The following is a 12,876-nucleotide window of genomic DNA, read 5'->3' as shown; positions in this document are numbered from 1 at the left end:
TAGGAGAAGCTTGTTATGTAAGTAAAGAGTACAACTTAAAAAGCCGATTTGTACACTTCAATTAATATCGTAACGCGACTTCCCTACGCTAGTTTTAACTAGTTCAGGTTTGAAGGGTCAAAGACAAAAGGTCTTACTCTCAGCCGGCTTCTCCAGCTCCCCTAGTGCAGAATACTTATGAATTTTTCTTTATTATATCAATTTTCGACAAAGTTGCAAAGGTAAAACATTCAAAGGCTATACTGATAATTTGTAATAGATCTAAAAACATGGTAGCCGCTCACGTTTACCCCAATCGTTCCTCCCCTAGGAAAAATGGTGTCCCCACAAAAAAGTCAGTTTCATACTTTATTTAGACAAGGTCTAATCATTGTTATATCTTTAGCTTGATGGATACACCGGGAAATTTTATAATATAAGTTATTGAATAATTAAAAGCTGTAAAAATCAATTTACAGCAGGTGGATTTTTATGTAATATTGCTTTACTTTTCGCCACCCATCTCTTTTTAGAGATGGGTGGCTTTATTTTTTTGTATGGAGGATTTAATAATGAAGATTTGGAGCTATGCATTACTTGTCTTTTTAGGTGGCTGTTCTTATGGAGTAGTATCAACATTTGTTAAAATAGGCTACAGTCAAGGATTTAAACTAAGTGAAATAACAGGATCTCAATATTTACTTGGATCTATCATGTTGTGGATCATTTCAATTTTTGTGCCAAAAGTACGTTTAAAGTGTAAACAGTGGCTAACTTTGATTCTAAGTGGTATACCAATGGGCTTAACTGGGATTTTTTACAACCAAACTCTTAATTATGTTAATGCCTCGTTTGCCATTATTCTTCTCCTGCAATTCACATGGATAAGTATAATTTTACAATATCTCTTTGATAAGAAAGTACCCACTCGCAAAAACTTAATTGCAACAGGAATCATCCTTTTCGGTTCTGTCCTTGCTTCTGGCTTTTTGAAGAGTGAAATTACTTTTTCACTTACTGGCATCAGCTTTGGGTTGCTTGCTGCTTTATCATTTGCTCTTTTTATTTTTCTAAGTGGACGTGCAAGTATACCTATTCATCCAATTTATAAAAGTGCAATTATGACAACTGGAGCGACATTGACTATATTTGTTTTGTTACCGCCTGTATTTCTTGTAAATGATGCTCTTGCAAATGGACTGTGGATATACGGTCTTCTCACAGGATTCTTTGGTTCAGTCATTCCCCCTATTTTATTTAATATTGGTATGCCTAAAGTAGGCGGAAGCTTAGGCACCATTCTAAGTGCCTCAGAGCTACCAACGGCTGTAACCATGTCTACCATTGTTCTGCATGAAACGGTGACCTTATTCCAATGGGTGGGTGTCGTTATCATTCTAGCGGGAATTACTTACCCAAACTTCAAAATCCGTCAAACTTACTCCCTTGACAAAGAACATTAAATATTTGAAGCAAACTATTATACAAGATGAACTGTTCCTTCATTGTTGGACAACAATGAAGGGCAATTTAGTTTTTTCTTTTTTAAACTATAAGTAAGCCTCAGTATAAGGCATTCTAATGTCGTTTGCCGTTATTAATTCCTTTTAAAACACTAATGTCTCCTCATTTAACAAAGAAGAAGTATTGTATTAAACATGTCCTCCTTCTGATTCTGATACAAACCATTCCTTAAAGTACCTTGTTGTTTAAATTCTAATCTAGTTAACCAATTACTTCTATTGCTCTGAAAACTCATGTACTAATAGTCTTTACATCAAATTCTTAAAAGCACCAAGAAATCATTCATCATATTTTGGGCTAACTTATCAAAAGAAGAAACTTTTAATTTTAAATAATTAATAACAACAAAGGGAAGAATAAAAGAAATTCATCATGCCCGGAGTGATAAAATGACTTCCTCACTGCTTGAAATAACTATCGAACAGATAAAAAAATCTTTAGGTAATCCTACTGACCTTGTAGTTAGAAAGCTAAAAATAAAAGTTAACGATCAAAAAGTGAATACAGCACTTATTTATATAGCGGGGATTGTAAAAGAAGAGGAAATAGAAGACTACATTATTGAACCTATGCAACAACTTGTAATAAATGGTTCTGAAGATGATATCATCCATATACTGCAACAAGAAATTATCCAAGTTAAAGCTGTAACCATCATTACATCTCTTGAAGAACTCCTCAAAGAATTGTTAAACGGACAAACAGCTATTCTTGTTGAAGGGAAAGAAGACATTTTACTAGGCAATACGTCTATGTGGAAAGAAAGGGCTATTGAGGAAGCTCAAGGACAACGTGTATCTAAAGGTCCTGTAATTGGCTTTAATGAAAATTTGGATACAAATATCTCTTTGCTTCGAAAATCCATTAAAAGCGAAGAACTACGCTTTGAAAAACGCACTTTAGGGACTATTACAAACACAGATATTTGCCTTGTTTATCTCGAAAAAATGGTTGATAAAAAAGTATTAAAAGAACTGAATAAAAGATTAAAGAAAATCGACTTACAAAAAGTGTTAGAGGCAAATTATATAGAGGAATTTATTAGTGATGATTTTTTTACTCCTTTTCCCCTTATCCTGTCGACCGATCGACCAGATGTAGCAACTGGGGCAATAACAGAAGGAAAAGTGACTATATTAGTTGAAGGATCGCCCTATTCGTTGATAGTACCTGCTGTATTCATTCAATTCTTAAACTCCCCTGAGGACTATTACTTTAAGAGTGGAGGGTTTCTGCGCCTATTTAGAGCTCTTACTTTAATTTTAGCGGTTTACCTTCCTGCCTTGTATATAGCTTTTGTTAATTTTCATCCAGGTCTGTTACCAGGTGATCTGTTGATAAGCCTAGTTTCTCAAAGGGAAGGAAAGCCATTGCCTTTAGTTATTGAATTATTAGTATTTATGTTTCTTTTTCAAATTATATTAGAAGGAGCTACACGTCTTCCAAAAGGATTAGTCTTTGTTATCTCAATTGTTGGAACTATTATCATCGGTCAATCAGCTGTGGAAGCTGGACTTGTCCAACCAGCTACTTTACTAGCGGTTAGTATCTCTTATATTTTTTCTTTCGTAAACCCTATTGTTACGTTAGCTCCTGCCATTCGAACAGTTCGATATGCATTTATTTTATGTGCTGCATCCTTAGGTCTTTATGGAGTAATTATGGGCACATTAACATTACTTTTTCATTTGAACCACCTTCGATCATTTGGAGTTCCCTATTTATCGCCTATCTCTCCATTTAATATTCATGATCAGAGAGATACGTTTTTTAGAGTTCTATTCCCAAAAGATACAAATTATTCTCATGATGCTCACCATGAAGAGATGCGTTCTAAAGACAATCATAAAAAAGGGAAAGGAAAATAAAAATGAAAAAGCTATGGATCACCTCCTTTATTTTCCTTATAATGACCTTTGCTCTTGGTAATGTTAGTAATAAAGAATTAAATGAAGTAGCTTTCGTATACGGACTTGGAATTGATAAAGCAAAAGATGGATATCGAGTTTCTATGCAGATCATTAACCCACACCCCTTAAACACTCCGACAGATAACCCTTCGGTCATTGTATATGAAGCTGAGTCAAAAAGCATAGGGAAAGCCATAGAATTATTATCAAAAAGGGCTCCCCGAGAGATTATCCTTTCACAAATTCAGGTTGTTCTAATTGATGAGCAGCTTGTAAAGGAACAAGGAATTAATGAGGTAGTAAACTATCTTTTACGCAAGCCTGGCATTAGCTCGATGGTGGACATTCTCGTTGTGAATCATATGAAGGCATATAATGCACTACGTGTTTTTTCTGCTCTTGAAGATATACCTACAAGCGAAATACTAAAGACTGTAATCAATACAGAAGAGAACTGGGGATCTCATCAAAGAGTTTTTCCAACACAGTTAAAAGCAGAAACCTTATCAACAGGCAAAGAAGCCGTTATCCCCACATTAGCTTTATCCGGTAAAATCAAAACGGCTGAAACAAAGAAAAATATTGAACAGTTAGCACCTAAATCATATTTGAAACTTTCCGGTCTAACGGTTTTAAGAGAAAATAAAAAAGTTGGATGGATTAACAATGAATTAGGTCGAGCTTATTATCTAATGAAAGGAAAGCTAAAAAGTAGTTATTTTGCTTCCCCTTGTTCAAAGAATGAAGAATTTGGATTAACGATTGTAAAAACGAAAACAGATATTAAAGGATCTGTTTTAGATGGAACACCTTCTTTTAATGTCCAAACCAAAATAATTGGAGATTTGAATGAGCTCAATTGTAATATGGATCTTTCTAATCCCTCAAATACAAAGAAGCTCGAGAAAAACATGGAAAAAGAAGTAAAAACAAAGATATTAGAATTAATTAAAAAGTCTCAGAAATTACAATCTGATTTTATTGGCTTTGGTGATGTACTGCGAATTAGCAATAAATCAGAGTGGAAGAGAATGGAGAAAAGATGGGAACAGGAGTATCTTGAATCAAAATTCGATATAAAAGTACGGGTCATTATCCGAAATTATGGAGATGTAAATTTAACTTCATAATCTATAAATGAGGATGAGAAAATGCAAATACAACGAATTGAAATGTTTCAACTATTTACAATGATTGTGCTTGCTCAATTAGGAAGTGCTATCGTTTTAGGGATTGGTTTAGACGCTAAAAAGGATGCGTGGATTGCTTTACTATTAGGAACAATTTGTGGAATAGTCCTCTTCTTTCTCTATACTTATTCCTATCAGCTAAGTGGAGAAGGAAGCAGCTTATTACATATGCTACAAAAAGCGTTTAATCGCCCTATCGGTCATATACTCGCTTTTCTTTACTATGTATATTTCCTCTATATTGCTGCACGTGTCACAGGTGACTTCTCTTTTTTTATTAATGAAGTATTGCTTATCAACGTAAACTTACATGCTTGGATGATTAAAGGCACCATTTTATTATTGGTAGCGTATATTTGTTATTTAGGAATTGAAACAGTAGGTCGTACTTCTGAAAATTTATTCTTTATCATGCTATCGTTTATCATTTTGATTATTATTCTTATGTTCTTTCAAGAACAGTTTGAATTTAGACGTCTAAGACCTATATTAGAGAATGGATGGATGCCTACCTTTCAAACTGTTTTTCCAACTATTATAACGTTTCCATTTGGAGAATTTGTTGTATTTTTATGCTTTTTTCAATTTCTAACCTCGTTTTCTGGATTCATAAAAAAAGGCTGGCTATCTATAGTAATATCAGGGATTATACTAATGTTTGCAGCCATTTTAAACGTAGGGGTATTAACGGCTGAATTAGCTAAAGCTTTTACTTTTCCCTTTATCAAAACGATTGAACATATTAATTTTTTAAATTTCATTCGTCATTTACAGTTATTAGCCGTTTTAGTTTTTATGATTGGCGGTTTAATAAAGGTTTTTCTCTTTTCATATGCAGGGATAAGAGGAATAGCAGAGTTATTCAAATTACATTCTTATAAAAAAATGATTATTCCATTGTTATTAATTGTCTATCTTATCTGCATATTCTTTATGAAAACTTACACCTTCCATATATATATTGGTTTAAAAATTGTACCGCCGTACGTACACTTTGTCTTCCAAATTTTTATACCCCTTTTATTTTTTATAGCTTTATTAATAAAGAAACGTATGAACAAGCCAAAAACTAAAAAAAATTAACTTGCTAATAATAATTATAGCACTAAGGGAACAGGGCTTTGGACAAAGCCTCCCTCCTTAAGAACCTCATTGAGACGTTAGTAATGAGATTTTTTACGCTTGTACTCCTCTATTTTTATCAACTAACTGTGGTAAATTTTTAAACTTGTACATTTTCATCTACCTTTAAAATTTTAATATAAAAAAAGCCGCTGCATAAACAGCGACTTACTTTATCTCTTTCTTTTTATCCAGTTTGACCTCTGTTGTAGCAATAGGTGAGTTTGGCATCAATAAGATTAAGGAATCTATTAAAAAAAGCCAACTTATATCATATAAGCCTACAACATGATTTACCCACCTGCTACATTTCACGAACCCAATAATTTATTTTAGCCGTCATTTCACGACCAACTTCTTCATTTGTGCGCTCTTTCAACGAGGTGAACACGCGCATTTTCATCTCTTCAATCTCTTCTTCATAGGAAACAACTGTTGACCATTCCAAATCAGGAATTGCAATAAGCGTTGTTTCTTCTTTTTTGTTTTCATGAAGGTACACTTGTCCAACTTTTCTTCCTTCATATTCAATGTTTGCCATTCTAATTTTCATGCTAATCCCTACTTTCTTTCACTTTCACCATACAACTATACCGTCAAAAAGGATGATTGACTAGTTCTTTTCCTCCGCTTTTGCCGCTTCTTTTAAAATATCATCATAGGGAGGGTTCTTCACTCCTTCAAACGTTTCTACTATTTTCCCATTTTTGTCTACAAGATAAAAAGAAGTAGAATGAAGAACTTGATCACTTTCTTCTGGTTTTTTAACAATAGCTGAAAATTTTTCTTTGGCAAATGTCTCAATTTCCTTTTGCTTATATCCTGTTAAGACGTTCCAGTTTGAGAAATCCCCCCCGTGATATGCAACATATTCTTTTAACTTTTCAGGTGTATCAACTTCTGGATCAACGCTAAAAGAAACAAATTGGACGTCGATTCCTTGTTTCGCAGCTCGCTCTTGGAGTTTTTTCATATTGGCCGTCATTGGAGAACAAACAGTGCGACAGTTTGTAAACATAAAGTCTCCAATCCACACTTTTCCTTCTAGCTCTTCAGATGAAAATGTTTGATTTTCCTGATTTTGAAATGAAAAAGAGATGCCTTCTTCCTTTGAACAACCGAAGAGGAAGAAAAGCATCAAAGCTGTTAAAGCTGTTTTACATAACACTTTCACATCTTTCACCTATTTCTCTCCTATGACTTTAACCTCTTTTTCAGGCATAACATGCTGAGAATGAGCAAGAACATGTACTTGCACAACATATGTCCCCTCTTTTTCAAAACGGTGCTTGATTGTATATACCCCGTTCTCCTCTTTCTCCGCCTTTATCATCTCTCCTTCTTTGTCACTGTTCACTTCCTTGAACTCGAAATCAACAGTATCTGCTTTTTTTACTTTTTCATCTCCATATGTAACAGTTGCTTCATACAACACATCTTCATTCTGTTGAACAGTTGACGGAACATCTAACTCTACTTTAAGTTCCTCTATCTCATCATTTGCTGTATTCTCCCCACTTGTTTCACTACTGCAACCAGCCATAAATGCGAGTGCTAAAACGAACAAAATCTTTTTCATCCTATCCCTCCTCATTTTATTAGTTCTGGTTTTTTTAAAAATCTCCTTTAAAAGTGTAAAAGGTGCTTTGTTAATGTGATTCTATCCTTTTTTACATCATACTCATGTTTCTCATAAAACTTCTGTGCCCTACCATTTATTGATGTGTGTAAATCAATTTTATTTCCTCCTTTCTTCACAACTTCCTCTTCTAACAACTGCAGCATAGTTGATCCATACCCTTTACCACTTTTCGCTACAGATACACAAAGCTCAGCTAAATAGAATGCTCTGCCTTCATATGTTCGCTTAAAGTTGCCTGCTGCTAGGCCAACAAGCTCTCCTTCTTCTTCAAATAAGAATCCTAACATTTTGGGAGTATGTAATAAATCAGTAAGCCTTTCCTTTGCCGCTTCATATGACCAATTCTTATTCCATGGAGGTTGTTTAAATACTTCTCTGTAAAGCGCAATACATTTTTCTAAATTACTAGTTGATATGTTTGTCTTCTTCATACGCTCGCTCCTCACTTCAATATATTGTAAAAATCCATTTTTATGAAATTACATTTCTTTTATTATAACGAAAAAAAGTTTCTCTTTCTTACTTCAAAAAAATGGTGTAAAATAATATTCATTTCAAGAAAATTCTAACAAAGAGAGATGAGAACATGTTTCCTTATAAGATTAATGATCATATTACGCTAAGACTTGTAACAGAAAAAGATGGTGAAGCTCTTTTTTCACTTGTAACAAAGGAACGGCAACATTTAAGAAAGTGGCTTCCATGGGTTGATTCTACAACTCTTAGTACATATAGTGAACTAATCCCAATATGGATCAAACAATATGAGGAAAAAGCAGGATTGCAAGCTGTTATTTTATATGACAACGTCATCATCGGCATGATTGGACTTCACTCCATTCAATGGCAAAACTCCCAAACAAGCATTGGGTACTGGCTTTCTGAGCATTATGAGGGAAAAGGTATTATGACAAAGTGTGTAGAAGCTCTTCTCCATTATACTTTTCACGAAAATGGGTTAGAAAGAGTAGAAATTCGCTGTGGTCAAGGTAATGTAAAAAGCAATCAAATTCCGATTAAGCTAGGCTTTACTCATGAAGGAACTGCTCGTCATGCTGAGTTTTTATATGATCATTATCATGATTTAGAAGTATATAGCTTATTGCATGAAGAATGGAAAAGCCTTCACAGAGAAAAAACGCCTCTTTAAAAAGAGGCGTTTTCTTATCTAAGCACTGTATTGAAAAATTCTTTTGTTCTTTCTTCTTTTGGTTCATGAAATATTTCATGTGGATGGCCAACTTCGACAATCTTTCCATCATGCATATATATAACCCAATCACAAACTTCACGTGCAAAGCCCATTTCATGCGTGACAACGACCATTGTCATTCCTTCTGCAGCTAGTTCTTTCATTGTTGCTAGAACCTCACCAACAAGCTCTGGATCAAGCGCTGAAGTAGGCTCATCAAACAGCATAATGTCAGGCTTCATGGCAAGTGCCCTTGCGATAGCAACCCGCTGTTTTTGCCCACCTGACAGTTTGTTTGGATACACATTTTCCTTATCAGCTAATCCCACTTTCTGTAAAAGCTCTCTTGCTTCTTGCACTGCCTGCACTTTATTTACCTTTCGAACGTGGATAGGCGCTTCTGTAATGTTTTGCAAAACGGTTTTGTGCGGAAACAGATTAAAATGCTGAAAAACCATCCCAACTCTCTGTCTAATTTCATTAATATTATGAGTTGAGCGTTCAATTTTTTCATCCTCAATCCAAATATGACCGCTATCTTTTTCTTCTAAAAAGTTTAAACAACGGAGCAGAGTACTTTTTCCAGAGCCACTTGCACCTATTAAACAAACGACGTCACTTTCTTTTACAACCATATTAATATCTTTTAATACGTGCAGATCTCCAAAAGACTTGTTCAAGTTTTCAAGCTTAATCATCGTGCGTTTCTCATCCATGTTACGCTCCCCTCCCTTTAATCACTTGTTCGTAGTTTTCTTTCAAGTAAGTTAACAGCAACAGTTAGAAGAAGAACAAGAATCAAGTAGTAAATTGCCACAATTAAAAGGTATGTCATTTCATCAAAATTGTTTGATCCATATGTTGTCGCAATATTAAAGAGCTCGTTCATTGAAATAAAAGCAGCTAGTGATGAATCTTTTAAACCGATAATAAATTGATTTCCAAGTGGCGGCAATGCTCGTCTAAATGCCTGAGGAAGGATAATACGCCTCATTGTAAGTCCTGCTGTCATGCCGAGAGAGCGCCCTGCTTCTGCCTGTCCTTTTTCAATAGACTGAATGGACCCACGAAAGATTTCTGCGATATAAGCCCCGTTGTGAACAGCAAGAGCGATAGAAGCAGCCCAAAAGTCTGGAATAAGAAAAATATTGCTCATCCCGAAATATAAAATAAAGATTTGGACGATAAGGGGAGTTCCACGAATTAAGTAAACATAAATATCAGAGAGCCATCCGAGCGGCTTAACACCTGAAATTTTCAAAAGAGCAAAGACGAGACCAATCACAACTCCAAGTAGAATTGAAACTACTGTTAGCTGTAGTGTTACAACCATAGCATCAAAAAAGATTGACCTTGTATCAATTAGCGTTGTCCAAAAATGCGAAAATGTTGGCACTCTCTTTCCTCCTCTTTATAGAATATTTAACGTTTTATTCTGGTTTTACCGTAATATCTTCCTTAAAATATTTCTCACTAATCTTTTTCAATGTTCCATCTTCACGCAGTTTTTCAAGCGCACCATTAATATCTTCTAAAAGCTGTTCATTTTCTTTCGAAACGGCAATAGCTTGCTCACTTCTTCCTAAAAGCTCTTTTGCTTGAATTTTAAATCCTTCTCCAATTGCTTCTTTTCCAGTTACAAAATCGGTAATCACAGCATCATGACGCCCTTCTGCAAGAGCTTTTAAAGCTGTAATGTCGCTATCATATGTTTTAACTTTATTTGTGTACTTTTTTGCTTCATCGGCATATGTAGAACCTTTTGAAACAGCAACTTCTTTATCTTTTAAATCTGCCGATGTCTCAATGTCACTATCAGCACGGGTGAAAATTTGTGGTCCTGAATAGTAATATGGAGTTGAAAATGCAACATGTTTGCTTCGTGCTTCGTTGACCGTATGACTTGCAACAGCTGCATCAAACCGACCTGTTTTCACGCCTTCAATAATACTTTTAAACTTCATCTTCTCTGGCTGAGCTTCAAGACCTAACTCTTTTGCAACAGCTTCTCCAACTTCAACATCAAACCCTGTTACTTCTCCGTCTTTCATATAGCTAAACGGTTTAAATTCCCCTGAAGCTACAAATGTGAAGGTCCCTTCTTTCACAAGTTTTGCTCCACTTTTGGTTTCAGTTTTACTCGCACCACAGGCAGCGAGGATGGTAATAGCAAGGATGGTAACAAATGATAATAAAAGCTTTTTCATTTTTATCTCTCCCTTACATTTTATAGAACTGCTCACAAAGAACAGTTACTTGTATAAGGATAACAAATAATTTGAAATTTTACAAAATTGAGAAAATAATACCACATATTCTCTTATATAAATCATGAATGATGTCTATTATGATAAAAAGAAAGGAGGATGAAATGAATGAAGCTACCTAAAGAAACAACACGCCTTTATTTTCAGCCCATTACAACAAAGCATAGATCCTTTTTAGAGGTTCTATTTAAAAGATCTATGCTGCCGTTTGTTAATCAAAATCACCCGATTGAACAATGTATGAACCATATTCGCAGTCAATATATAACGTTTAAAATCGGCCTTTGGGCTGTCCATCAAAAAACAGATCACAAAGCAGTTGGGGTAGCAGGACTTCTGTTAAATAAAATAAATCATAACACTGTAATTGAACTTGGTTATGCTATTCATCCGGACTATCAAGGAGAAGGGTATGCAACAGAAGCAGCAAGATCATGCTGTTTGTTCGGTTTTCATGTCCATCGCTTCCCAAAAATCTACGCTCGTACTCATCCTGACAATAAACGCTCTATCTCTGTTTTACAAAATCTAGACTTTAAGTGCAGACAAGAAATAAGAGGTGCTGAACCTTCTCTTCTTTTTGAAAGTACATCTATCATGTAGCAATCATATATCAAAGAGATGAGGTCACGTTTTTGTCTTTTTTAATATCAGATAAATAATATTGTTCACTTGTAAAAAATTCTTCTTTTAGCTCCTTCACTTTTTTACTTAGTAGTACAATAGCGAGTAAATTTGGCAACAAAATAGAGGCAAGCGCAATATCGAGAAAGCTCCATATTACTTTGGCTCCGCCAACAGAGCCGACAATAATAGCTCCTAAGTATACAACCTTCATCACATGGCCCATTTTCACGCCAAATAAAAATTCTGCTTGCTTTACACCATAAAACACTAAAACAAGTGCCGTTGATAGGACAAAGAAACAGAGAGAAATCGTGACAATGTAACTTCCGATTGTGCCAAATGTTTCAGTAAATGCAACTGTTGCTAAAGCATCCGTATCTTTGGAAGCGCCCATTTTTGTCCATACTCCTGTAGATAAAATGACAAATGCTGTAGCTGTGCAAACTACAATTGTATCAACAAAAATACCGACAATAGCCCAAAACCCTTGTCTTACCGGATGATCCGTTTTCGCAGCTGCATGTGCAATAGGAGCTGTTCCAAAGCCAGCTTCATTTGAATAGAGACCTCTAGCAAAGCCCCATCTAATGATGTCACTTAGGGCCGCTCCTGCAAATCCACCTACAGCTGCCACCGGTTGGAAAGCGGAAGAAAAAATAAGTGCCAATACATTTGGAAACTGTTCTATATGAATAATAACAACCAAAAGAGCAGCTCCAACATAAAGTAAGGCCATAAAAGGAACAAACAGCTCTGTTGTTTTTCCAACTCTCTTAATTCCTCCAATTACAATCACACCAATAAGTACACTTGTGATGATTCCTGTAATGAGTGGGAAGACGGAAAATGTTTGAGCAACAGATCCAGCTAGTGAATTCCCCTGTACCATTAGACTTGGAATAACTTCAATCATTAGAGCAAAAGCAAAAAAGATACCAAGCCATTTCATTTTTAGACCTTTTGTTATGTAATACATCGGGCCCCCTACATACTCACCTTCACTGTTCTTTTCTCGATAATGCACAGCAAGTACGCTCTCTGAAAACTTAAGTGCCATCCCAAAAATGGCAATCACCCACATCCAAAAAACAGCACCAGGTCCCCCAAACATAATAGCCGCTGGAACCCCAACAATATTAGCAGCTCCAATTGTTGAAGAGAGAGCAGACGTTAAAGCTTGTAAGGGCGTTACCGTCCCCTCTCCCTTTGGTTTTTTCAACACGCTCCCAAATGTCTGTTTCATAATGTAGAGAGGATATCTGAATTGAAAGAACTTCAAGATTACTGTCATATAAAGGCCGACAGCAGTTAATGTAATAATAAGAGGAAGCCCCCATATCCAATCAGATACTTTTTGAACGACGTTCAGAAATTCATCCATTTTTGTCCTCCTTTTCTCTTCATTCTCACAATGACTTTTCCC

The 12,876-nt window shown here is 35.4% G+C and carries 14 protein-coding genes and 1 riboswitch; of the genes, 6 read left to right on the top strand and 8 right to left on the bottom strand.

Annotated elements, in window-relative coordinates; translation table 11 throughout:
* Positions 1-62: 62 nt before the first annotated feature.
* Positions 63-173: riboswitch (TPP riboswitch) on the bottom strand.
* Between the two features lie 378 nt (positions 174-551).
* The 4 genes from ACK3CR_RS13970 (at position 552) to ACK3CR_RS13955 (ending at position 5,686) form a co-directional block, all read left to right on the top strand.
* Complete coding sequence (locus ACK3CR_RS13970; protein WP_488975585.1) at positions 552-1,442, top strand: EamA family transporter; 891 nt, start codon at positions 552-554, stop codon at positions 1,440-1,442.
* A 450-nt stretch (positions 1,443-1,892) separates the two neighbouring features.
* On the top strand, positions 1,893-3,371 hold the full coding sequence (locus ACK3CR_RS13965) for a spore germination protein (RefSeq protein WP_488975584.1): 1,479 nt from the start codon (positions 1,893-1,895) through the stop codon (positions 3,369-3,371).
* A 2-nt stretch (positions 3,372-3,373) separates the two neighbouring features.
* A complete protein-coding gene (locus ACK3CR_RS13960) occupies positions 3,374-4,543 on the top strand; it encodes a Ger(x)C family spore germination protein (RefSeq protein WP_488975583.1) in 1,170 nt (389 codons plus the stop codon).
* A gap of 21 nt (positions 4,544-4,564) precedes the next feature.
* Positions 4,565-5,686: a GerAB/ArcD/ProY family transporter gene (locus ACK3CR_RS13955; RefSeq protein WP_488975582.1), complete on the top strand. Its 1,122-nt coding sequence runs from the start codon at positions 4,565-4,567 to the stop codon at positions 5,684-5,686.
* Positions 5,687-6,029: 343 nt separating this feature from the next.
* Here ACK3CR_RS13955 and ACK3CR_RS13950 read toward each other — a convergent pair whose 3' ends face one another.
* Genes ACK3CR_RS13950 through ACK3CR_RS13935 form a run of 4 tightly spaced genes read right to left on the bottom strand, consistent with a single transcriptional unit; the run spans position 6,030 to position 7,798 of the window.
* Entirely contained in the window at positions 6,030-6,278 is a 249-nt protein-coding gene (locus ACK3CR_RS13950) for a YueH family protein (RefSeq protein WP_243513044.1), read from the bottom strand.
* 60 nt (positions 6,279-6,338) lie between these two features.
* Positions 6,339-6,908, bottom strand: coding sequence for an SCO family protein (locus ACK3CR_RS13945; RefSeq protein ID WP_243513046.1), 570 nt, complete (start codon positions 6,906-6,908; stop codon positions 6,339-6,341).
* Complete coding sequence (locus tag ACK3CR_RS13940; protein WP_243513049.1) at positions 6,909-7,304, bottom strand: FixH family protein; 396 nt, start codon at positions 7,302-7,304, stop codon at positions 6,909-6,911.
* 47 nt (positions 7,305-7,351) lie between these two features.
* Positions 7,352-7,798, bottom strand: a complete 447-nt coding sequence (locus ACK3CR_RS13935; RefSeq protein ID WP_488975581.1) for a GNAT family N-acetyltransferase — start codon at positions 7,796-7,798, stop codon at positions 7,352-7,354.
* A gap of 155 nt (positions 7,799-7,953) precedes the next feature.
* Here ACK3CR_RS13935 and ACK3CR_RS13930 point away from each other — a divergent pair, with 155 nt between their 5' ends.
* Positions 7,954-8,517: a GNAT family N-acetyltransferase gene (locus tag ACK3CR_RS13930; RefSeq protein ID WP_243513060.1), complete on the top strand. Its 564-nt coding sequence runs from the start codon at positions 7,954-7,956 to the stop codon at positions 8,515-8,517.
* A gap of 14 nt (positions 8,518-8,531) precedes the next feature.
* On the opposite strand, the gene ACK3CR_RS13925 is transcribed toward ACK3CR_RS13930, so the two are convergent.
* From ACK3CR_RS13925 to ACK3CR_RS13915, 3 genes are read right to left on the bottom strand one after another with little or no spacing between them, the layout of a single operon-like run.
* Positions 8,532-9,275, bottom strand: a complete 744-nt coding sequence (locus ACK3CR_RS13925) for an amino acid ABC transporter ATP-binding protein (protein WP_061805950.1) — start codon at positions 9,273-9,275, stop codon at positions 8,532-8,534.
* Positions 9,276-9,292: 17 nt separating this feature from the next.
* On the bottom strand, positions 9,293-9,955 hold the full coding sequence (locus ACK3CR_RS13920) for an amino acid ABC transporter permease (protein WP_019393365.1): 663 nt from the start codon (positions 9,953-9,955) through the stop codon (positions 9,293-9,295).
* 34 nt (positions 9,956-9,989) lie between these two features.
* Complete coding sequence (locus ACK3CR_RS13915) at positions 9,990-10,766, bottom strand: transporter substrate-binding domain-containing protein (RefSeq protein WP_019393364.1); 777 nt, start codon at positions 10,764-10,766, stop codon at positions 9,990-9,992.
* A gap of 168 nt (positions 10,767-10,934) precedes the next feature.
* Between ACK3CR_RS13915 and ACK3CR_RS13910 the strand changes: the two genes are divergently transcribed.
* Positions 10,935-11,429, top strand: coding sequence for a GNAT family N-acetyltransferase (locus tag ACK3CR_RS13910; protein ID WP_243513069.1), 495 nt, complete (start codon positions 10,935-10,937; stop codon positions 11,427-11,429).
* Between the two features lie 10 nt (positions 11,430-11,439).
* On the opposite strand, the gene ACK3CR_RS13905 is transcribed toward ACK3CR_RS13910, so the two are convergent.
* Positions 11,440-12,834: an alanine/glycine:cation symporter family protein gene (locus tag ACK3CR_RS13905; RefSeq protein WP_488975580.1), complete on the bottom strand. Its 1,395-nt coding sequence runs from the start codon at positions 12,832-12,834 to the stop codon at positions 11,440-11,442.
* Positions 12,835-12,876: the final 42 nt, after the last annotated feature.

The organism is Priestia sp. TRM10, from assembly GCF_057808375.1.
Note: the sequence above shows the minus strand (reverse complement) of the source record. Positions and strands in the feature narration are given on the sequence as shown.

Bases quoted from the DNA above. Each gene is read 5' to 3' on its own strand.
- ACK3CR_RS13970 (WP_488975585.1), top strand. From the start codon at position 552: ATGAAGATTTGGAGCTATGCATTACTTGTCTTTTTAGGTGGCTGTTCT.
- ACK3CR_RS13965 (WP_488975584.1), top strand. From the start codon at position 1,893: ATGACTTCCTCACTGCTTGAAATAACTATCGAACAGATAAAAAAATCT.
- ACK3CR_RS13960 (WP_488975583.1), top strand. From the start codon at position 3,374: ATGAAAAAGCTATGGATCACCTCCTTTATTTTCCTTATAATGACCTTT.
- ACK3CR_RS13955 (WP_488975582.1), top strand. From the start codon at position 4,565: ATGCAAATACAACGAATTGAAATGTTTCAACTATTTACAATGATTGTG.
- ACK3CR_RS13950 (WP_243513044.1), bottom strand. From the start codon at position 6,278: ATGAAAATTAGAATGGCAAACATTGAATATGAAGGAAGAAAAGTTGGA.
- ACK3CR_RS13940 (WP_243513049.1), bottom strand. From the start codon at position 7,304: ATGAAAAAGATTTTGTTCGTTTTAGCACTCGCATTTATGGCTGGTTGC.
- ACK3CR_RS13935 (WP_488975581.1), bottom strand. From the start codon at position 7,798: ATGAAGAAGACAAACATATCAACTAGTAATTTAGAAAAATGTATTGCG.
- ACK3CR_RS13930 (WP_243513060.1), top strand. From the start codon at position 7,954: ATGTTTCCTTATAAGATTAATGATCATATTACGCTAAGACTTGTAACA.
- ACK3CR_RS13925 (WP_061805950.1), bottom strand. From the start codon at position 9,275: ATGGATGAGAAACGCACGATGATTAAGCTTGAAAACTTGAACAAGTCT.
- ACK3CR_RS13915 (WP_019393364.1), bottom strand. From the start codon at position 10,766: ATGAAAAAGCTTTTATTATCATTTGTTACCATCCTTGCTATTACCATC.
- ACK3CR_RS13910 (WP_243513069.1), top strand. From the start codon at position 10,935: ATGAAGCTACCTAAAGAAACAACACGCCTTTATTTTCAGCCCATTACA.
- ACK3CR_RS13905 (WP_488975580.1), bottom strand. From the start codon at position 12,834: ATGGATGAATTTCTGAACGTCGTTCAAAAAGTATCTGATTGGATATGG.